The sequence below is a fragment of the Rhodococcus triatomae genome (genome assembly GCF_014217785.1).
Classification (GTDB): domain Bacteria; phylum Actinomycetota; class Actinomycetes; order Mycobacteriales; family Mycobacteriaceae; genus Rhodococcus_F; species Rhodococcus_F triatomae.
Genome location: NZ_CP048814.1, coordinates 1037840 through 1057620 on the forward strand (window position 1 = coordinate 1037840; position 19781 = coordinate 1057620).

General features: G+C 67.9%; 17 protein-coding genes. 8 read left to right on the forward strand and 9 right to left on the reverse strand.

Annotation, left to right across the window (positions count from 1 at the left end):
- The first annotated feature begins 445 nt into the window (after nucleotides 1-445).
- Nucleotides 446-1921, forward strand: coding sequence for a stealth family protein (locus tag G4H71_RS04795; RefSeq protein ID WP_169847152.1), 1476 nt, complete (start codon nucleotides 446-448; stop codon nucleotides 1919-1921).
- Here G4H71_RS04795 and G4H71_RS04800 read toward each other — a convergent pair.
- Together G4H71_RS04800 and G4H71_RS04805 are read right to left on the reverse strand one after the other, a co-directional pair.
- Complete coding sequence (locus G4H71_RS04800) at nucleotides 1885-2841, reverse strand: phosphodiesterase (RefSeq protein WP_083342782.1); 957 nt, start codon at nucleotides 2839-2841, stop codon at nucleotides 1885-1887. The genes G4H71_RS04795 and G4H71_RS04800 overlap by 37 nt on opposite strands.
- A gap of 142 nt (nucleotides 2842-2983) precedes the next feature.
- Entirely contained in the window at nucleotides 2984-3628 is a 645-nt protein-coding gene (locus G4H71_RS04805) for a phosphate signaling complex PhoU family protein (RefSeq protein WP_072738080.1), read from the reverse strand.
- Between the two features lie 117 nt (nucleotides 3629-3745).
- Here G4H71_RS04805 and G4H71_RS04810 point away from each other — a divergent pair, with 117 nt between their 5' ends.
- The 5 genes from G4H71_RS04810 (at nucleotide 3746) to pth (ending at nucleotide 8250) form a co-directional block, all read left to right on the forward strand.
- A complete protein-coding gene (locus G4H71_RS04810; protein WP_072738081.1) occupies nucleotides 3746-3991 on the forward strand; it encodes a DUF2630 family protein in 246 nt (81 codons plus the stop codon).
- Between the two features lie 13 nt (nucleotides 3992-4004).
- Nucleotides 4005-5189, forward strand: a complete 1185-nt coding sequence (locus G4H71_RS04815; protein ID WP_072737985.1) for an aminotransferase class V-fold PLP-dependent enzyme — start codon at nucleotides 4005-4007, stop codon at nucleotides 5187-5189.
- Nucleotides 5190-5303: 114 nt separating this feature from the next.
- On the forward strand, nucleotides 5304-6782 hold the full coding sequence (locus G4H71_RS04820) for an FAD-dependent oxidoreductase (RefSeq protein ID WP_072737986.1): 1479 nt from the start codon (nucleotides 5304-5306) through the stop codon (nucleotides 6780-6782).
- Between the two features lie 199 nt (nucleotides 6783-6981).
- Nucleotides 6982-7599, forward strand: coding sequence for a 50S ribosomal protein L25/general stress protein Ctc (locus tag G4H71_RS04825; RefSeq protein ID WP_072737987.1), 618 nt, complete (start codon nucleotides 6982-6984; stop codon nucleotides 7597-7599).
- Between the two features lie 78 nt (nucleotides 7600-7677).
- A complete protein-coding gene (gene pth / locus G4H71_RS04830) occupies nucleotides 7678-8250 on the forward strand; it encodes an aminoacyl-tRNA hydrolase (protein ID WP_072738082.1) in 573 nt (190 codons plus the stop codon).
- Nucleotides 8251-8413: 163 nt separating this feature from the next.
- Here pth and G4H71_RS04835 read toward each other — a convergent pair whose 3' ends face one another.
- Nucleotides 8414-10048: a fatty acyl-AMP ligase gene (locus G4H71_RS04835; protein ID WP_072738083.1), complete on the reverse strand. Its 1635-nt coding sequence runs from the start codon at nucleotides 10046-10048 to the stop codon at nucleotides 8414-8416.
- Nucleotides 10049-10284: 236 nt separating this feature from the next.
- Here G4H71_RS04835 and G4H71_RS04840 point away from each other — a divergent pair, with 236 nt between their 5' ends.
- Nucleotides 10285-11970, forward strand: a complete 1686-nt coding sequence (locus G4H71_RS04840; RefSeq protein ID WP_072737988.1) for a peptide chain release factor 3 — start codon at nucleotides 10285-10287, stop codon at nucleotides 11968-11970.
- A gap of 114 nt (nucleotides 11971-12084) precedes the next feature.
- Entirely contained in the window at nucleotides 12085-12597 is a 513-nt protein-coding gene (locus G4H71_RS04845; protein WP_072737989.1) for a hypothetical protein, read from the forward strand.
- A gap of 40 nt (nucleotides 12598-12637) precedes the next feature.
- Here the strand turns inward: G4H71_RS04845 and G4H71_RS04850 are convergent, their stop codons facing one another.
- From G4H71_RS04850 to G4H71_RS04875, 6 genes are all read right to left on the reverse strand, one after another.
- Complete coding sequence (locus G4H71_RS04850) at nucleotides 12638-13387, reverse strand: pyridoxine/pyridoxamine 5'-phosphate oxidase (protein WP_072737990.1); 750 nt, start codon at nucleotides 13385-13387, stop codon at nucleotides 12638-12640.
- A 9-nt stretch (nucleotides 13388-13396) separates the two neighbouring features.
- On the reverse strand, nucleotides 13397-13873 hold the full coding sequence (locus G4H71_RS04855; protein WP_072737991.1) for a nuclear transport factor 2 family protein: 477 nt from the start codon (nucleotides 13871-13873) through the stop codon (nucleotides 13397-13399).
- A gap of 117 nt (nucleotides 13874-13990) precedes the next feature.
- Nucleotides 13991-15223, reverse strand: a complete 1233-nt coding sequence (locus G4H71_RS04860) for a type II toxin-antitoxin system HipA family toxin (RefSeq protein ID WP_072737992.1) — start codon at nucleotides 15221-15223, stop codon at nucleotides 13991-13993.
- Complete coding sequence (locus tag G4H71_RS04865; RefSeq protein ID WP_072737993.1) at nucleotides 15220-16881, reverse strand: DUF262 domain-containing protein; 1662 nt, start codon at nucleotides 16879-16881, stop codon at nucleotides 15220-15222. Before G4H71_RS04865 ends, G4H71_RS04860 begins: the two co-directional genes overlap by 4 nt.
- A 111-nt stretch (nucleotides 16882-16992) precedes the next feature.
- The gene (locus G4H71_RS04870) at nucleotides 16993-18774 is read right to left on the reverse strand and encodes an ABC-F family ATP-binding cassette domain-containing protein (RefSeq protein ID WP_072737994.1); all 1782 of its coding nucleotides are present in this window, start codon (nucleotides 18772-18774) and stop codon (nucleotides 16993-16995) included.
- A 54-nt stretch (nucleotides 18775-18828) separates the two neighbouring features.
- On the reverse strand, nucleotides 18829-19758 hold the full coding sequence (locus tag G4H71_RS04875; protein WP_072737995.1) for a 4-(cytidine 5'-diphospho)-2-C-methyl-D-erythritol kinase: 930 nt from the start codon (nucleotides 19756-19758) through the stop codon (nucleotides 18829-18831).
- Between the last annotated feature and the right edge of the window lie 23 nt (nucleotides 19759-19781).

Genomic DNA, 19781 nt, shown 5'->3' on the forward strand with positions numbered 1-19781 from the left:
CGGTTGCCGCCGACGACGGGAAAGACGACGAATGCCCTCATCGACGACCACCGCTCACCGCCCCTTCGGCACACCGGTCGCACGCAGTTCCATGAGTACTTCCGAGATCAAGGCCCGCATCGAGGCCATGTACGCCGCGCAGGAGCCCGCACCCGAGGCGGCGCGCGTCGGCGGCGAGCCGACCTCCCGCTGATTCCCCGGGTTGCGCTTCCCCGGGTCGAGGTGACCGCCAGGTCGACACGGCGAGGTCGGTCACCGGCGGCGAAGGGACCTAGACTGTCCTTCTGATCGCCTCCCGCGCGATTCGCCACCCGGAAGGACCGCCATCACTCACCCTGTCGCCACGCACGACGTCTACTTCGTACCTCCGGAGCAGGAGATCGGCGATGCCGTCGCCCTTCCCTCGGCCGCCACCCGGCACAGACTGACGGAACGCCCCGAGGTGGTGCGGTTCAAGGGCCGCTACGCGCTCGAGATCACCGCGACCACCCCGCACGAGGCGATGGTCGAGGATCTGCTGTTCGTCCGCGACGTGCTCGACGAGGCCGGGGTCGAATACCTGCTGGTGCGGGGCAACGACGAGCGTCCGGTGATCGCCGTCGACTGGGACGACCGCAAGACACTGCGCACCGCTCTGGTGGCCGCGTGCGAGAACACGCCCTTCTATTCCAAGACGGTGGACGCTGCGCGCGGGCCGGCGGCGCTCGTCGCGGACGGCTCGTTGGCCAGTACCTCGAAGGCGCGAATCTTCCGGCTGTTCCGCCCCCGCGTCCAACCGAGCAGTGGGTTGAACTACGGGGCGTCGACGGGAGTGCAGATCGAGCTGTGGTCGATCGGTGAGGACGAGATCGTGCTCCCCGTCGAGAACTCGCTGACCCGCCGCACCGTACGCGCCGAGGAAGCCGTCCGGGGCACCGTGCAGCGTTTCGGACGGACCTGGCCGACCATCGAGAACATGTTCGCCGATCATGCGTCGGACATCAATTTCGACATCGACCTGGTGTTCTCGTGGGTGGACGGTTCGTCCGAGGAATGGCGGGCGCAGCGGGCCGAGCGAATGCGGAGCCATGTGGTCGGCGAGGGCGACGACTCGGAGGCGCGGTTCCGGCAGATCGACGAACTCAAGTATGCCCTGCGCTCGGTCCACATGTACGCGCCGTGGATCCGGCGCATCTTCGTCGCCACCGACTCGGCACGTCCGGCCTGGCTGGCCGACGACCCGCGCGTCACGTTCGTGCCCAGCGAGGAGTTCTTCGCCGATCCGTCGGTGCTGCCCACCCACAATTCGCAAGCCGTCGAATGCCAGCTGCACCACATCCCCGGCTTGGCCGAGCACTTCCTCTACTCCAACGACGACATGTTCTTCGGCCGTCCGGTGGGCCCGCAGATGTTCTTCTCCCCCGGCGGAATCAGCATGTTCATCGAGGCGACCACACGAATCGGGCTGGGCCACAACGACGACGAGCGCAGCGGCTTCGAGAACGCCGCCCGGGTGAATCGACGGCTGCTCCAGGATCGCTTCGGGATGATGACCACCCGCCACCTCGAGCACGCCGCCACCCCGCTCCGCAAGAGCGTGATGGCCGAGATGGAGCGGGAGTTTCCCGAGGAGTTCGCCGCCACGGCGTCGAGCACCTTCCGGTCCAGTTCCGACATCTCCGTCACCAACTCTCTGTACCACTACTACGCATTGTTCAGCGGGAGGGCCGTGGCACAGAAGTCGGCGCGGGTGAAGTACGTGGATACCACCGTCGCTTCGGGACTCGACGCCATGAACAGGCTCCTCGCGAAGCGGTCGATGGACTTCTTCTGCCTCAACGACGGCAGCGCACCCGAGATCGATCTCGAACTGCGCACGGCGAAGGTGACCGAATTCCTCGACGCCTACTTCCCGATACCGGCGCCCTGGGAAGCTGCCTGACGCCCCTCCCACAGCGCGCTCACGTCCGCCTCGCCGGCACCGGGGATGCGCACGTGCGCCGCGGCGAGCCGGCGGGCCGTCTCCTCGGGGTCGACGTACTCCCCGACCGTGTCGTAGGTGCCCGTCGGCACCACCGAATGCACGAGCGTGTCCGGATAGACGTGCACCAGGTTGAACCCCTGGGCGCCGTCCCGACCACGGAGAGCCCCCGAGGGGACGTTGAGATCCTGGGTGTAGCAGGTGGCGGAGGCGACCGACACGGGAATGCCCGCGAATGTCGCCGTCGTCGAGTAGTGCAGGTGCCCGGCCAGGATCGCCCGCACATCGCTGCCGCGCAGAACATCGGCGAGCCGCGCCTGATCGCGCAGTTCCACCAGCACCGCGAGATCGAGAACACACGGCACCGGCGGATGGTGGAGCGCGAGGATCGTTCCGTGCGGGGCGGCGGTCGCGAGCTGGTCTGCGAGCCACTCCAATTGCCGATCACTGATCTCGCCGTGGTGATGCCCGGGAACGGTGGAGTCGAGTGTGACGATCCGTAGCCCGTCGACGTCGTGCACCCGGTCGATCGGGTCCGCAGACGGCTCCTGATCGAGCAGCTGCGTCCGGAAATGGGCTCGATCGTCGTGATTGCCCATCGCCCAGATCACCTGGGCACCGAGCGCCGTCGCCACCGGTTCCACGATCGCCCGCAACTTCGCGTAGGCACCGGGTTCGCCCTTGTCCGTGAGGTCCCCGGTGAAGACCAGCGCATCGGGGCGCGCATGGGAGGCCGCGACCTCGGTGAAGATCTGACGCAACCTGGCCTCGCTGTCGACGACCCCGTACAGGGGATCCGGTCCGGCCATCAGATGGGTGTCACTCAGATGCAGCACGAAGTGACTCGGACGTGGATACTCGGCCGTCCGTCTGCCGCTCATCGGTCTCTCGCTTCCGCTCGCCCCGACGGGCAGGTGCCCGGGTGGACGCCTACTGGGTGTCCACCCTAGCCACGCCGACCGGACCGGCCACGGCGGACTCGCGGACGGGCGGTGAACACCCGGCCAACTCGTCCGTCACGAGTCAGCTCGGCGCGACGCCGGTCTCGATCCAGATGACGCGGCGACCGATCTCCACGGTGTGGTCGCAGAATCGCTCGTAGAACCGTCCGAGCAGGGTGAGGTCGACGGCGGCCTGGACCCCGTACCGCCACTCTTCCGACTGCGCGGTGGCCAACAGCTCCGCATGGAGTTCGTCCATCGCCTCGTCCCCGTGCAGAAGCGCCTCGGCGCGCTCGGGGTCGAGCTGACGCAGGGTCTCCACACTCTCCGCCGCCTGCCGGTCCGCCACCTCACCCATACGAGTGAAGAGATCGCGCACCACCTCGGGCACCACATGGTCCGGATGTCGCAGCCGAGTGATCTTCGCGACGTGTACCGCCAGCCCGCCCATCCGCTGCACGTCCGCCACCACCCGCAGGCCCCCGACCACGAACCGCAGGTCGTACGCGACGGGCGATTGCAGCGCCAACAGCGAAAAGGCCGAACGCTCCCATTCGGCCGCTGCCCGATCCAGTTCGTCGGTGGACCCGATCGCGCGTTCCGCCGCTGCCAGACTCACGTCGAGGAGCGCTTCGGTCGCATCCGACATCGCCGTCTCACTCGCGGCGCACATCTGCGCGAGTTCTCCGGAAAGCCGCTCCATGTTCTCGTCCAGGCGAGTACGCATCTTGACACTGTAGTTGTCCGGAAGTCCGGAATGCCGAGGCGACACCGATACCGGTGGTGTGCATTAGCGTGGATACCGATGCACCCGGCAGGTGCGGCTCTCGTATGAGGAGACGTGATGAACCATCAGGAGATTCTCGACCACATCCAGGCCCTCGTCGGCGAGGAACACGAACTCCGCTCCGACGTCCAGTCCGGCAAGCTCTCACCCGACGAGGAGAAAGCCCGGCTGAAGCAGGTCGAAGAAGCACTGGATCAGTGCTGGGATCTGCTGCGCCAGCGCAACGCCCGCAAGAATGCCGGGCAGGACCCGGACGACGCGCAGGTGCGTCCGGCCTCCGAGGTGGAGGGCTACCTGCAGTGATCGTGGGGTACCGATGACGGCACCGGGAATCGACCTCGAACGGGTTCGGCGCGACACCCCCGGATGCCGGGAACGCGTGTTCCTCGACAGCGCCGGGTCCTCCCTGCCGCCCACACCGGTACTCGAAGCCATGGTCGCTCATCTGCACCGGGAGGCCCGGGTCGGCGGCTACGTGGCTGCGGCCGAGCGCGCCGACGACCTGTCCGGTCTCAAGGTGTCGCTGGCCCGCCTCGTCGCCGCGGACGCGGCATCGATCGCACTCTGCGACAGCGCGACCCGCGCCTGGAACGACTTCTTCCAGGCGGTCCCGCTCGCTGCCGGCGATCGGGTGCTCGTCACGGAGGTCGAGTACGCCGGCAACGCGATCGCCGTGCTCCAGCGTGCCCGTGCCGTCGGGGCGTCGGTGGATGTCGTCCCGAGCGACGATCACGGCCGGATCGATCTCGACGCGCTCGATCGGATGCTGGACGAGCGCGTTCGCCTCGTGTCCCTCGTGCACGTCCCCACCAACGGCGGGCTGGTCAACCCGGTGCGGGAGGTGGCCGACCTGGCCCACGAGCACGGCGCGCTGGTGCTGCTCGATGCCTGCCAGTCGGTGGGCCAGCTCGCGCTCGACGTCGTCGAGTTGCACGTCGATGCCCTCTCCGCCACCGGCCGCAAGTGGCTGCGGGGACCGCGCGGAACCGGCTTCCTCTACGTCCGCCCCGATCTGCAGATCGAGCCGGCCGAACTGGACCTGCACAGCGCGGAATGGACGGCACCGGACAGCTATCGGATCGCCGGCGACGCCTCCCGGTTCGAGTTCTGGGAGGCGGACGTCGCGGCCCGGCTCGGCCTCGGGGCGGCCGTCGACTATCTCCTCGAACTCGGCGTGGACGAGGTCGAGCGGGCCGTCCGGGCCGGCGCCGACAGGGTGCGCGCCGACCTCTCCGACATCCCCGGCGTATCCGTGCGCGACCTCGGTGAACAACGTTGCGGGATAGTGTCGTTCACGGTGGACGGGTTTGATCCTACGGAGGTTCGCGATGCCCTCGCCGCGCGCGACGTCGTCGTCACGGTCAGTGCCCGCACCTCGACGCTTCTCGACATGAGCGCGCGGGGCCTCGACGCCGTCGTCCGCGCCTCTCCGCACTACTTCTGCTCCGACGAGGACCTGGACGTGTTCGTCGGTGCGGTCCGCGAGATCGCCGGCCGGTAGGAGCGCGGCGCCGACCTTGTCTCCCGGTGACCGGAACGTTCGGCTCCGTGCGTCGCGCAGCGGGCTACTGTCCGACGTTACCCACGTCACACCCGCGCGAGAGGATCCGCACCGATGACCGACCCCGTATCCGTCCGCCCCAGGCCCGCCTCCGACATCACCGAATGGGACCTCGACGCCGACGTGGTGATCGCCGGATACGGCATCGCGGGCGTCACCGCCGCGATCGAGGCGGCCCGCGAAGGCGCCGACGTACTGGTCCTCGAACGCACCGGCGGGTGGGGCGGTGCCGCAGCACTGGCGGGCGGTTTCGTCTACCTCGGTGGCGGAACCCCGCTCCAGAAGGCATGCGGATTCGACGACTCGGCCGAGAACATGAAGGCGTTCATGACCGCCGCTCTCGGCCCGGGCGTCGACGAGGCCAAGATCGCCGACTACTGCGAGCACAGTGTCGCGCACTACCACTGGCTGGTCGACTGCGGCGTGACGTTCAAGGAGAGCTTCTGGGGTGAACCGGGCTGGGAGCCCCCGTTCGACGACGGCCTCATGTACTCCGGCGGCGAGAACTCCGCACCGTTCCACACCGTCGCCACGCCCGCACCACGCGGCCACGTCCCGCAGATGTCGGACAAGCGAACCGGCGAGAAGGGCGGTGGGTACATGCTCATGGAGCCGCTCGTCCACACCGCCGAGAAACTCGGCGTCCGAGCGGAATACGACATGCGGGTGGAGACCCTGGTGACCGACGCCGACGGCCGGGTCGTCGGCGTGATCACCAGACGCTACGGCCGCGAGCTGGCGATCCGGGCCCGCCGGGGCGTCGTGCTGGCGATGGGCAGCTTCGCCTACAACCAACAGATGGTCGAGGCCTTCGCGCCCCGTCTGATCGGCCGTCCCGGTGCCTCGATCGAGGAGCACGACGGTCGCGCCATCCTCATGGGTCAGGCACTCGGTGCCGCCGTCGCACACATGGACGCCACCGAGGTCGCGTTCGTCGCCGACCCACAGCACCTGGTCCGGGGCATCCTCGTCAACGGGCGTGGCCAGCGCTACGTCCCGGAGGACACCTACCCCGGCCGGATCGGGCAACTCACGCTGCTGCAGAACGACAACGAGGCGTATCTGATCATCGACGAGCAGGCATACGAGGCCGGGGCCGCGGCCACGTCCGCCACGCCGTTCATGCAGCAGTTGCAGCCCAAGTGGGTGGCCGAGACCGTCGACGAACTCGAAGCGGAGATGGGCCTGCCCACCGGCGCCCTGGTATCGACCGTCGAGGTCTACAACCGGCACGCCGCCGAGGGCAGCGATCCACTGCTCGGCAAGAAGCCCGAATGGGTGACGCCGATCGGCACCCCCGTCGCCGCCCTCGACCTGCGTGGGCACACCATGGGATTCACGCTGGGCGGCCTGCGCACCACGCTCGACTCGGAGGTCCTGCACGTCAGTGGGGCACCCATCCCCGGGCTGTACGCCGCGGGGCGCTGCACCTCCGGCGTCTGCGCCTGGGGCTATGCGAGCGGAACGTCGCTCGGGGACGGCAGCTTCTACGGCAGGCGCGCCGGGATCGCCGCGGCGAGGAACCCCGCTTAGCTTCCGGGCACGGTGTCGGGTAGAGTCGTACAAGTTGTCTCGGCGAGGGTGCACCGCGAAGTTCCACAGCTGGTTCACCGTGATCGACGCGACCACGGCTCTGCTCGAGCGTTCTCGCTCCTGGCCGTGCGCGCCCGTCACCTCGTCGACGGCATGACGCCAGCCAGTAACCACCGTGAATCGTAGGAGCCGTTCCACCATGTCTGACCAAAACCGCCTCGTAGCCGCCGTGCGCACCGAGTTCGGCAAGGGCGCTGCCCGCCGTGCCCGCCGCGACGGCAACGTCCCCGCCGTTCTCTACGGTCACGGCTCCGACCCGCAGCACCTGAACCTGCCCTCGCGCGAGTTCGCCGCAGTGCTGCGTGCGCACGGCACCAACGCCATCCTCACCCTGGACGTCGAGGGCAAGGAGCAGATCGCTCTCACCAAGTCGGTCGTCGTCCACCCCATCCGCAACTTCATCGAGCACGCCGACCTGCTCGTGGTGAAGAAGGGCGAGAAGGTCACCGTCGACGTGCCCGTCACGGTGACCGGCGAGCCCGCCGCGGGCACCCTGGTCACCCAGGAGTCGGACACCCTCTCGCTCGAGGCCGATGCCCTGGCCATCCCCGAGTCGATCGAGGTGTCGATCGAAGGCGTCGAGGCCGGGACGCAGATCCTCGCCGGCGGCATCGACCTGCCCAAGGGCTCGACGCTGCAGGGTGACCCGGAGGCGCTGATCGTCAACATCGTCGAGGCGCCCACCGCGTCCGATATGGAGGAGCCCGCCGAGGGCGAGGCCGCCGCGGAGCCCGCCGAGGGCGACACCGAGGCCTGACCTACCTCACACGAGTGGTGACGAGCGGCGCGTTCTCCCTTCGGGGAGAGCGCGCCGCTCGCGTGAAAGGACATGTCGGTGGCTGAAGACACCGTGTTGGTCGTCGGGCTGGGCAACCCGGGGCCGCAGTACGAGACGACACGGCACAACGTCGGGTTCCTGGTGGCCGACGTTCTCGCCGATCGGATGGGCGCCCGGTTCGGCGCCCACAAGAAGAGCGGCTCGGAGATCGTGCAGGGCCGTCTCGCGGGCCGTCCGGTGATCCTCGGCAAACCGCGCTCGTACATGAACCTGTCCGGCCGGGCCGTCGCCGGCCTGGCGCGGTTCTTCTCGGTGCCGACCGAGAGCATCGTCGTCGTGCACGACGAACTCGACCTGGACTTCGGCACCATCCGGCTCAAGTCCGGCGGCGGCGAAGGCGGCCACAACGGCCTGCGCTCGATCTCGCAGGCCCTCGGCACCAAGGACTACCTGCGCACCCGCATCGGCATCGGCCGTCCGCCGGGCCGGATGGACCCGGCGTCCTACGTGCTCAAGCCGTTCTCGTCCGTCGAACGCAAGGATCTCGGCGTGACCTGTGAGGAGGCGGCCGACGCCGTCGAACTTCTCCTGCAGTACGGCCTCGAGGCAGCACAGAACCGCCTGCACTGACCGCCTCTCCTGATCCTGCCCCTGCCCCTGATCCCCTGGGTGAAAGTGCCCTTCGCCTCGTCAGACCGGTCGAATGGTCCCTTCACCCAGGGGCGATGAGGGGGCAGGGGGTGAGGGGGTGAGGGGGTGAGGGGGTGAGGGGTGGAGGCGCGGGCGGGTTGGATCAGCCGCCGACGAGGGACGCCGAGTTGGCGCGGCGGAGCTTGCCGGACGACGTCTTCGGGATCGATCCGGGGCCCAGGACCGCGACGGTGCGGGGCCGCACACCCACTTCGGAGAACACCGCGTGCACGACCTCGCGCTCGATCCGCTTGACCTCGTCGGGATCCTGGTGGTCGTTGGTCTCCACCGCGACGGCGAAGCTCTCGCGCTTCTGGCCGGCGTCCAGGCGGACCGCGACGGCGTTGCCGGGACGCACTCCCGCAACCGTGCCGGCGGCCCGTTCGATGTCGGTCGGGTAGATGTTGCGGCCGCCCATGATGATGACGTCCTTGACTCGGCCGCACACCACCACCAGGCCCTCCTCGGTGAAGTACCCGACGTCGCCGGTGTCGAGCCAGCCGTTCTCGTCCTGCGCCGACCGGGGGCCGTCCAACGTGATGTACCCGGGGGTCACGGCCGGGCCCCGAACATGGATGACGCCGACGCCCCGCGCCGGCAACTCGTCCCCGTCCTCGTCGACGACGCGCCCCTCGAGGTCGTCGACCAGCTTGCCGAGTGTCGCCAGCGGCCGGGCGTTCGGCTTGTTCGACGCCACCGCGCGATTCATCGCCTCGAGGAAGTCCGGGTCGACCCGGTCGAGCACCTGTCCCTGGTCGGGATCGGGAATCGACACCGCGAGCGTGGTCTCCGCCATGCCGTACACGGGCGCCAACGCCGACGGCTCGAGCCCGAAACGAGCACCGGCCTCCGCGAGCGCCTCCATCGTGTCGGGGTCGACCGGTTCCGCGCCGTTCCACATGTAGCGCATGGTCCGCAGATCCACGGCGCCGTCCTCGGCCTGGCGCAGGCGCCGCGCGAGCAGCGAATACGCGAAGTTCGGCGCCGCGGTGACGGTGCCGCGGTACCTGCCGATCAGCTCCGCCCACAGCAGCGGCGAACGCAGGAAGTCCATCGGCGTGATGCTCACGACCTCCGCACCCACCTGCATCGGAACGCTGAGGAACCCGACCATGCCCATGTCGTGGAACAGCGGCAGCCAGCTGATCATCACGTCGTCCTCGAGCGAGAACTTGATGCGGTTGATCATCGCGTAGGCGTTGACGTAGAAGTTCTCGTGCGTGATCTGGACGGCCTTCGGCGACCCGGTGGAGCCGGACGTCAACTGCTGCAGCGCGATGTCCGACTCCGAGGTGGGCAGTGGCTCGGTGTCCGGGCCCTCCTGCAGCTCCTCGATGGTGAGCACCGAGATCCCCCGCTGCTCGAGCAGCGGTTTCGCCGCGTCGAAGGGCGCGCCGAGGACGACGGCCTTCGCCGAGATCATGGCGATGACGGTCTCGGTGTCCTCGGCCCACACCTGGAGGTCGGTACGCGGGGTCGGCTGGTGCAGCATCGTCACCGACGATCCGCGCATCCAGGTGGCCTGACACGACGGGGCGATGTCGACCGGCTGCCCGGCCAGCACACCGACGGCGTCGCCGTGGCCCACGCCGGCCGCAGCCAGCGCGCCCGCCATCCGTCGGGCCTGCCGATGGATGTCACCCCAGGACTGGCGCAGCGGCGTGTCCGGCTCCCCCGTGACCAGGCCACGCCGGCAATCGACGGCGGTCGCGTACATCTCGTCGGTGAACTTGCTCATCGGTTCCTCCTCTGCAGTCCCGGGGTGCGAGAACGCGATGAGGCGCACCTCCGGCGCCCCGACGGCCTACCAGGTTCATAGCGGAGGACCGGCCCCGTGTTACCCACGTCGCCCGGTCCGCGCACCACCGCACCCACCCGAGTACCCTGTGAATCGGCGTCTCACCCCGCGTGGCCGGTCGGCCCCGGGCTTTCCCGGACGACCCGCACCCGCGCACCCGCTCGAAAGGTTCCCCGTTGACTACCGCGCCCGATTCGGCCGACCTCACCACCGCCGACGGGCAGGACCGGGCACCGAACCGGACAGTCGCCGGGGAGGCAGGACGGCGGCGTACGTTCGCCGTCATCTCGCACCCGGACGCCGGCAAGTCCACTCTCACCGAGGCTCTGGCGCTGCACGCCAAGGTGATCTCGGAGGCCGGTGCCGTACACGGCAAGGCCGGGCGCAAGTCCACCGTCTCGGACTGGATGGAGATGGAGAAGGCTCGCGGCATCTCGGTCAGTTCCACCGCGTTGCAGTTCAACTACCGGTCCACCGAGGCAGGCGAGTCCGCGGACGACGCGGTCAACGTCGTCAACCTGGTCGACACCCCCGGTCACTCCGACTTCTCCGAGGACACCTACCGGGTCCTCACCGCCGTCGACGCCGCGGTGATGCTCATCGACGCCGCCAAGGGTCTCGAGCCGCAGACGCTGAAACTGTTCCAGGTGTGCCGTCACCGTGGGATTCCGGTGATCACCGTGATCAACAAGTGGGACCGCCCCGGCCGCACCCCGCTCGAGCTCCTCGACGAGATCGGTGAGCGCATCGGGCTGACCCCCACCCCGTTGTACTGGCCCGTCGGGATTGCCGGCGACTTCCGCGGTCTCCTGCGCCGCGGCGAGGACGGACAGGCCCGCGAGTACGTCCGCTTCACCCGCACCGCGGGCGGCGCGAAGATCGCGCCCGAGGAGATCCTGGACCCCGATACGGCTCTCGAGCGCGAAGGCGACGAATGGGCGACAGCCGCCGAGGAGAGCGAGTTGCTCTCGGCGACCGGTCAGGACCACGACCAGGAACTGTTCCTCGCGGGCCAGACGTCGCCGGTGATCTTCGCGTCGGCGATGCTCAACTTCGGTGTCCGCCAGATCCTCGACACGCTCGTCGCCCTGGCACCGCCCCCGCAGGGCCGCACCGCGAACGACGACACGGTTCGCGAGGTCACCGATCCGTTCTCCGCCGTCGTCTTCAAGGTGCAGGCGGGCATGGACACGGCACACCGTGACCGGCTCGCGTTCATGCGCATCGTCTCGGGCGTGTTCGAGCGGGGCATGGTCGTCACGCACGCACAGACGGGAAAGCCGTTCGCCACCAAGTACGCGCTGACGGTGTTCGGCCGGGAGCGCTCCACCGTGGAGAACGCGTACCCGGGCGACGTCGTCGGCCTGGTCAACGCGAACGCCCTCGCCCCCGGGCACACCCTCTACGTGGACAAGAAGGTGCAGTTCCCGCCGATCCCCTCGTTCGCGCCGGAGCACTTCTCCATCCTGCGTGCCGAGAGCGCGGGCAAGTACAAGCAGTTCCGCCGCGCCGTCGACCAGCTCGACTCCGAGGGCGTCGTCCAGATCCTGCGCAACGACATCCGCGGCGACGCCTCTCCCGTCATGGCTGCCGTCGGCCCGATGCAGTTCGAGGTCGTCGCGGCCCGCATGAAGGCGGAGTTCAACGTCGAAGCCCGGATGGAGCCGCTGCCGTACACCCTCGCCCGGCGCACCGACGCCGCATCGGTCGACGAGCTGAACCGCCAACGCGGCGTCGAGGTGTTCACCCGCTCCGACGGCGTCCTGCTCGCTCTGGTCAGCGACAAGTGGCGCCTGCAGTACATCCAGAAGGAGCTCCCGTCGCTCACGCTCGAGCCACTGGTGGCGGCCGGCGACGAGTAGCGGATCCGGGTTCGGCGATGCGGAACTGTTACCCGGCGCACCCATGCTGATAGTTTCATCGGGCGAATCCGAACCGAGTTCGGCCGAAACTGTGTGACAAAGGGGAGCGAGACGATGGAGAACGGGATGCCGAGCAACGGCCAGTCGACCACGGGGAACCCCGGCAACGGACTCACCGGCACCGGGGGCGCCGGTACCGCCGCCGGCGCGCAGGCATTCACCTTCCCCCTGCCCGGCAACTCCTCCGCCGCATCGACCACACCTGCCTCGACCACATCCGGGTCCCACACCGCGCCCGCCACCGAGGAATCGCCCTCGAGCTCCGCGACGTTCGCCTCGGAGCACAGCCGCGATCTCGAAGCCCGCGGACGGACGATCATGCGCCGCGACGCCATGGGAGTCGCGGGCGTGCGCACCGCGGGGCGCCTCGCCCACGCCGAACTGGTGGCCGAGCATCTCGCCTCCGGACGCAACCGTCCCGTCGATCCGTTCAGCGACAACGACGAGATGCTCGAGATGCTCGGGGACTACCTCGAGGCAGCAGGGTTCGAGCGCCCCGAGATCCACGCGAAGCTCGGCGGGCAGTCCATCGTCGTGGACCTGCGCTCACCCGCCCGCCGTTCCTGACCCGGTCCGTGTCGTCCCTGCGCCGTCCCGACCGAGGGGCTCACGGCCACAACTGATCCACCGTCCAGCCGGAGGCTGCGCGGGCATACCGGTGACGCAGGTGCCTGCGGCCCGGGTCCGCCTGCCAGAATTCGACCGTGTCCGGGACGAGGCACCATGCTCGCCACGTCTCGGACACGAAATCCGGTTCCCCGTCGATCCGGTCCACGGCCGCCGCCACCAGCCGGTCGTACTCCTCCGGGTCGGCGAGCACCTCACTCTGCCGGCTCACCGTCGCCACGGCGCGGGCGGTCACCGACCGCTCCAGGAAATCGCGTGCGGACACCCCTTCCCCACCGTTCTCGACCACCCCGCGTACCCGTACCTGACGACCCGCCTCACGCCAGTAGAAGGTGAGAGCCGCCCTCGGATCCCGTTCCAGCTCCACACCTTTCGGTGACCGGGTATCGCCGGAGAACCAGAACCCACGATCCGTGACGTCCTTGAGCAACAGGAACCTGGCGTCCGGCGCACCCGCCTCGTCGACAGTGGACAGGGTGGCGGCGTGCGGCTCGACCACCCCGGCCTCCACCGCGTCCGTCAGCCAGTCGAGGAACAGCGCCGTGGGAGTGTCGCGCACCTCGAGCGCACCGGCTGCGCCGGTGACCGTATCGAGCGCACCGGCTGCGCCGGTGACCGTATCGAGCGCACCGGCTGCGCCGGTGACGGACGCAATGGCGCGGATCCACGCCCGCGTATCGTGAAACTCTGTCCGCTCGGGATGCCCACCCGTAGTTCGTGATTCGCTCATCGGACCAGACTAGGCGGACGCCGGCGGTTCCAGCATGTCCCACTTGTTGAACGCCAGACGAAAACTGGGAATGTCCGACAGCGCAATGGCCGATTCCCACGTCCGCTCGAACGACGTGTACGCGATACGCCAGCGCCCGGCGTCGTCGCGAACGTACCGGTCGTGGTAGTACGCCGAGCCGCGCAGCAGCAGTCCGTCCTCGGGAACGATCGTGGTGTCCGCCAGGAACCACACGCCCGTCGCGGTGTCACCATCCATCTCGATCTCCGGCTGGCAGCACTGATGCTCGGTGATCACGTGCGTGCCGAGCGTGTTCTCGAGAAAGGACACGAACGAGTCACGAGTGTCGAATCTGAGGTACTCGCCGTATATCGCCGTCGCCTCCGGGATCATCGTCTCGGTGAACTCGGGCCAGGACTTGGTGTCGAGAGTCCGCGCGAAACGGTGCTTGAGCTGGTGGATCTCCCGGATCGCATCGTGATCCATGTGGTCCGCCTCCTGTACACGCCCGAGCAAGCCGTGGTTACAGGTTAGTCGGAACCCCCCGTGACGTTGCGGTGAATGGATGCGTACCGCGGCAACCGAACCTCGACTGCGGTGTACTCAGGCTCCACCGCGGCCCGCAAGCCGCGTCGCGGTGCTCTGAACATTGCGGTCGATCCATGCGCGGGCAGTTTCAGGGAAGAGGTCCCTGGACGCACCAGCCCATGCTTCGAGGAAGCCCTCGATCGTTTCGTCCACCACGTCCAGCACGTCCGCGTTCTCAACCTGCAACAATCGTTGCATCCTATCGAACTGCGGACGACCGATACGCTCCTGATTCTTCGTACCGCCGAACTTCAGCCCGAGGTCATCGGGCCGATCGCTCGGGTAGTAGCCCGCAGTGGAGACGACGTCATACGCTGGTGACAACTGTGCGCGGCGCCCGTCACGATAGATCAGCGACCAGTTCTTCAGATGCGCATCACCGTTTCCGATAAGCACATTGAAAGTAAGCCGTCGCACGAATTCGCGAAGCGATGCGCTGTCTTCGTTGCGGTATACCAGACCACCAACCGTCTCGAATGAACCGGAATACTTGTCGACCGGGTAGAAGTTTCGCACCTGTGCGAGATCCTCGATGTGCACTCGACCTCCGTCAGCCAGCCTGTCGAATCGCGCGACGGCGTACGCACGCTCCTCCTGCCCAGGCCACATCACGTCGGGTACGTCTGGCAGTTCGTCTCGATGCAGCAGCTCGATCCGCGGACACTCGATCCCGACCTCACGTGCCAGGGACATACTCGCGAACTCGTTCGACGGCACCTCCGGGTGCACCGCGTCCGGAAACTTCACGATCCAGTCCCCCAGCTCGGTTCTCGCCGGAATGCTGAGCCGGTCACCGCGACGCAGCATCGAGAACTTCAGCCCGACGCCTGCGAGCGAGAACTTCCAGGGTGACGTGCCCTCCGGAGGCTCCGAGGCTCGCGCCGACAGATCGTCGAACGCGTCGACCGGAACATCGTGCTCGTCGCCCGCAACCACTTCAACGGCGCCCGGCAGATCGTGCCCGATCTGCAAGAGCAGTTGCAGTTCGCGCTGTGCGGGCACACCGCGGTCCCGGGCAATCCACTCGCGAAGTGGCCCCTCGGGGAGCAGATTCGAGAACCACCTGGGGAGGTTCAACGACGCCTGTGGCGACTGCCTCGGATTGTCCTCGAACCACAATCCGAGCACGTGGCGCTGCGGGTTGTCCCAATAGTCGTCGTCGAACACGAAGCGTGCGACGTCGCCGCGCTGGAGGATCCTCCCGACTCTTCGGCCACCGAGCCGAACCGTGTGCGCAGCCTGGATCACGGTGTATCCGCCACGCTCTCCAGAACGATGTCTTCCTCGTCTACGACATCGTCGAAATCGAACTCAGTCAGCGGAGGGGTCATCTCCAGGTGCATTCCGGTCTTCTCCGAGAGAAACTGTTCGACCTGCTGTTCGAGCAGTGCACGACGGAGCGCGAGAAACGTCTCGTTGCTTCCCTGCCGAACAGCTTTGTTCGTATCCTCGTTCAGGAGGTGGGACCGCCAATGCTCGGGCTTCAGTCTCTCGAAGAACTCGGCCCTGTCGACAACTGCGAGCACACGATTGGCGGCGTTCGAAGCTGGTGTCCTCGGGAGTAACTCGAGCACAACATCGCGCGGCGACGTCTCGGACTCGAGAGTTCCGGCAAGCTCGCCGTGTGTGAGCGGCACGCCGGTTGCCGGATTGATCGGCGCCAATGCCCACAACGCGCCGACGATGATCTTGCCTGCCGAGTTGTTGGTCCGGAACGAGTCGAGGTTGGGCGACGGGATGCTCTCGATGCCCGTCGTCGCGTGAAGCAGCCGTTGGACACTGCCGTTCTCGTCGTCCGGTTGCACGAGATGAGCAAGCGTCCGAATATTCGCCGTCGAGCCCGTGTAGCCGAGAGGCGCCGCGAGCGCTGTCGAACGCCACACCCACCGCGATAGCAGTTCGAGATTGCGAGGTGCAGGTGAAGAAAAGTGCGCGAAGAACCGTGCGAGAACCAGAAGGTGGAACCTGAAAGGTACGAACGCGCTGTGCGGGATTCCGGCGCTCTGCTGTAAGAACTTCGCCACGCGGAAGAGAGCATCTTCGCCACGCCGGTAGGCGTCCTCGCGATTGTCGGCAGCGAATGTCACCGCGGCCTCGCGGTCGCCGCTGAACTCGGTGCGGATGTCCCGGGTCAAATCAGGGTGCCGAATGACGAGAATCGCTTGGTAGATGGTCTGATCCGGCAGAAGACCGAACTCTGCCCGTCTGTCGAGACGATCAGCAATCGCCGACATGGACAGCTCGGCTCCGGACCCGTCAGCGGCACCGTGAATGGCATCGAAGATCTCCGATCCTCGGAGGCGCTTACCGGCCGAGTTGATCCGATCGAAGATCTCGCGCAGAAGCCGTTCGTCGCCCTCGTCGATGACGGCGGCAGGAACCTCGACGTCTCTCAACAGCCCCGTCACCCGTTGAATATCCTCCGCAAACTCCGCCGCGTCGGGATTCTTCTGAAGCCAGGCGAACGCCCGGCCGAGGTCGAAGAGATCGGGCAGAGGGATTGCCAGCGAATCCCGCACGTCACGACTTAGGGCGAACTTCCGCTTCGCGAGCACGTAGGAAATCGCGAATCTCTCGTCATCGGACGCCACCGGATCGACTGCATTGACCAGGCTGGTGATCCGCTGCTGACCGTCGATGACCCACAGTGCATCCGATCTCGCCGCGGCGTCGACCTCGATCGCTCCGATCGTCAGCAGGCCGGCGGGTGCGTCTCGACGCCAGAGGAGTGTGCCACCGAACGGGTAGCCACGGAGAATGCTGTCGAAGAGCGCCAGGACATCACTCGCCGCCCACCGAAACGAGCGTTGGAACTCGGGGATCCTCACCTGCCCGGAACGCACCAAGGACACGAGATCCTGAATCCGGAACTTTTCGTTACGTGACCTGGTGGTGCTTTCAGTCATAGCAAATCCTCTCGCATACAGGCCATTATGGCATCTGTCACTCACATTTCCGGCTGCGCGGAAACCGCAAGAGACCTCCTGCGACAGCATCCACGAAGGTGACGTATCCGATCACTCGAGCTCTGCGGCGAGCTCCATCCAGCGTTCCTCCGTCGACTCCTTCTCCGCGACGACGCTCTTGAGTTCGCCGTCGAGGCGTTGCAGCCGCTCGGGATCGGTCGCCGCCTCGGCCAGGCTCGCGTGCAGAGCGGTCTCCCGCTGGTCGAGCTTCGCGACGGCACGTTCGAGGCGTGCCAGTTCCTTGCGCGCAGCTCGGTCGGCCGCCCCGTCCCGCACCGATTTCGTGGCGGAGCCGGCGGCCTGCGATGCCACGGACGGTGCCGCACTCGCCCCGGCTGCGGCGCGACGGCGCAGATACTCCTCGATCCCACCGGGGAGGTTGGTGAGCCGCCCGTCTCCGAACAGAGCCCAGGTCGAGTCCGCGATCCTCTCGATCAGGTACCGGTCGTGGCTGATCACCACCAGGGTCCCGGCCCACCCGTCGAGCAGATCCTCCAGTTGCTGGAGAGTGTCGATGTCGAGGTCGTTGGTCGGCTCGTCGAGCAGCAGCACGTTCGGTTCCGCCATCAACACCCGGGTGAGTTGCAGACGACGGCGCTCACCACCGGACAGGTCGCCCACCGGAGTTCTCTGCCGAGCGGGCGTGAACCCGAGCCGCTCGGCCAGTTGCCCTGCCGACATCTCCTTGTCCCCCAGAGTGATCCGCTCGGCCACGTCCTTGACGGCATCGAGCACACGCATGTCGGTCGGCAGATCGTCCAACTCCTGACGGAGCCATCCGATGTGGACGGTCTGGCCCTGGATACGGCGACCGGCGACAGGTGAGGTGGCACCGGCCAGTGCCCGCAACAGCGTCGTCTTGCCCGAACCGTTGACGCCGACCAGGCCCACCCGTTCACCCGGACCCAGACGCCAGGTCAGATCGTCGACCAGAACACGCCCGTCCGGCGTCTCCAACCGCGCGTCCTCGAGCTCGACGACCACCCGGCCCAGACGGCGCTGAGCGAACGCCGCCAACTGGACGGAATCGCGCGGTGCGGGAACATCGGCGATCAGGGCCTCCGCGGCCTCGACCCGGTATCGCGGCTTGGACGTCCGGGCCTGCGGACCTCGACGCAGCCACGCGAGCTCCTTGCGAGCCAGGTTCCTCCGGCGTTCCTCCGACGCGTCGGCCTGCCGGGAGCGCTCGGCCCGGGCGAAGATCCAGTCGTTGTAGCCACCCTCGTAACTCTCGACCTTGCCGCCCACCACCTCCCACGTGCGGGTGGCGACGGTGTCGAGGAACCAGCGGTCGTGGGTGACGACGACGAGCGCGCTGCGCCGCGACACCAGATGCTCGGCGAGCCACTGCACTCCCTCGACATCCAGGTGGTTGGTGGGCTCGTCGAGGACCAACAGATCCAGGTCCTGGACCAACGCCGCGGCGAGTGCCACTCGCCGGCGCTCGCCCCCCGACAGATTGTCGACCTCCGCATCCAGCCCGAGTTCGTCGATGCCGATTCCGGTGAGGATCGAACGGATCCGGGCGTCGCCTGCCCACTCGTGATGCTCCACCCCGAGTGGACCGAGCACGATCTCGCCCACGGTCGAACCGGGCGGGAGGCTGCCTCGCTGGGTGACGACCGCCATCCGCATTCCACCGACCCGGCTGACCCGACCCGAATCCGGCTGTTCGACACCGGCCAACACCTCGAGCATCGTCGTCTTGCCGCCGCCGTTGAGGCCCACGACCCCGATCCGCTCGCCCTCTTCGACGCCGAGCGACACCGAATCGAGCAGCGGGGCGATGCCGAAGGACTTCGACACCTGCTCGAGGTTGATCAGATTGGCCATCGTCGTCACATCTTCTTTCTCTGGAGTTGCAGACCGGAATGCGGGTTCACGCCGTCAGTGCTGCGATTCGTCGTCGTCGAGCCGCGCGCCGTGCACCGGGCCGTCCGCGACCCGCACCGTGCGGGCCACCCCGGCCCCGGCCAGTTCGGCACTCACCTCCACCGCGGTGTCGCGATCGGCACACAGGAACGCGCACGTGGGACCGGAGCCGGAGACGATGCCCGCGAGGGCACCCGCGGCCACACCGGCGCGCAGGGTGCGCCGCAGACCCGGCTGCAGGGACAGTGCCGCCGCCTGCAGGTCGTTGCCGAGCAGGGGGGCGAGCGCCGCCGCGTCGCCCACCGCCAGCGCCTGCATCAACGCCTGGGGATCGTCGACTCGGGGCGGGTCACCCGCGGCACGGAGCCGGTCCAGCTCGCGGAACACCGCGGGAGTGCTCAGGCCGTCCTTCGCCAGAGCCAGCACCCAGTGGAAGGTGTTACGGGCGAGCACCGGCAGCAGCTTCTCGCCCCTGCCGGTTCCCAGGGCCGTACCGCCGTGCAGGCAGAAGGGGACATCGCTGCCGAGGCGTGCCGCATAGCGGTCGAGTTCGAGCCGTGTGAGGCCCAGGCTCCACAGTTCGTCGAGTGCGACGAGGGTGGCCGCGGCGTCGGCGCTGCCCCCCGCCATGCCGCCCGCGACCGGGATGCCCTTGTCGATCGTGATCGCCACGTGCGGGGGCCGCCCGGACGCCTCGGCGAGCATCTCCGCCGCCTGCCAGACCAGGTTCGTGTGATCGGACGGCACCTGCGCCGCGTCCTCACCCCGCACCTCGACCCGCAGCTCCGCCGCAGGGACGACCGCGACCGTGTCCGCGAGCGAGAGCGCCTGGAACACCGTCGTCAGCTCGTGGTAGCCGTCGTCGCGCAGGTCACCCACGGACAGGTGGAGATTGACCTTGGACGGAGCCCGGACGACCACGGGGCGATGAACGACGGAAAGCACAATGATCCACCTTAGTTCCCCCA

Bases quoted from the DNA above. Each gene is read 5' to 3' on its own strand.
- G4H71_RS04865 (WP_072737993.1), bottom strand. From the start codon at position 16,881: ATGACTGAAAGCACCACCAGGTCACGTAACGAAAAGTTCCGGATTCAG.
- G4H71_RS04870 (WP_072737994.1), bottom strand. From the start codon at position 18,774: ATGGCCAATCTGATCAACCTCGAGCAGGTGTCGAAGTCCTTCGGCATC.
- G4H71_RS04825 (WP_072737987.1), top strand. From the start codon at position 6,982: ATGTCTGACCAAAACCGCCTCGTAGCCGCCGTGCGCACCGAGTTCGGC.
- G4H71_RS04835 (WP_072738083.1), bottom strand. From the start codon at position 10,048: ATGAGCAAGTTCACCGACGAGATGTACGCGACCGCCGTCGATTGCCGG.
- G4H71_RS04805 (WP_072738080.1), bottom strand. From the start codon at position 3,628: ATGCGTACTCGCCTGGACGAGAACATGGAGCGGCTTTCCGGAGAACTC.
- G4H71_RS04850 (WP_072737990.1), bottom strand. From the start codon at position 13,387: ATGAGCGAATCACGAACTACGGGTGGGCATCCCGAGCGGACAGAGTTT.
- G4H71_RS04800 (WP_083342782.1), bottom strand. From the start codon at position 2,841: ATGAGCGGCAGACGGACGGCCGAGTATCCACGTCCGAGTCACTTCGTG.
- G4H71_RS04815 (WP_072737985.1), top strand. From the start codon at position 4,005: ATGACGGCACCGGGAATCGACCTCGAACGGGTTCGGCGCGACACCCCC.
- G4H71_RS04810 (WP_072738081.1), top strand. From the start codon at position 3,746: ATGAACCATCAGGAGATTCTCGACCACATCCAGGCCCTCGTCGGCGAG.
- G4H71_RS04855 (WP_072737991.1), bottom strand. From the start codon at position 13,873: ATGGATCACGATGCGATCCGGGAGATCCACCAGCTCAAGCACCGTTTC.
- G4H71_RS04820 (WP_072737986.1), top strand. From the start codon at position 5,304: ATGACCGACCCCGTATCCGTCCGCCCCAGGCCCGCCTCCGACATCACC.
- G4H71_RS04845 (WP_072737989.1), top strand. From the start codon at position 12,085: ATGGAGAACGGGATGCCGAGCAACGGCCAGTCGACCACGGGGAACCCC.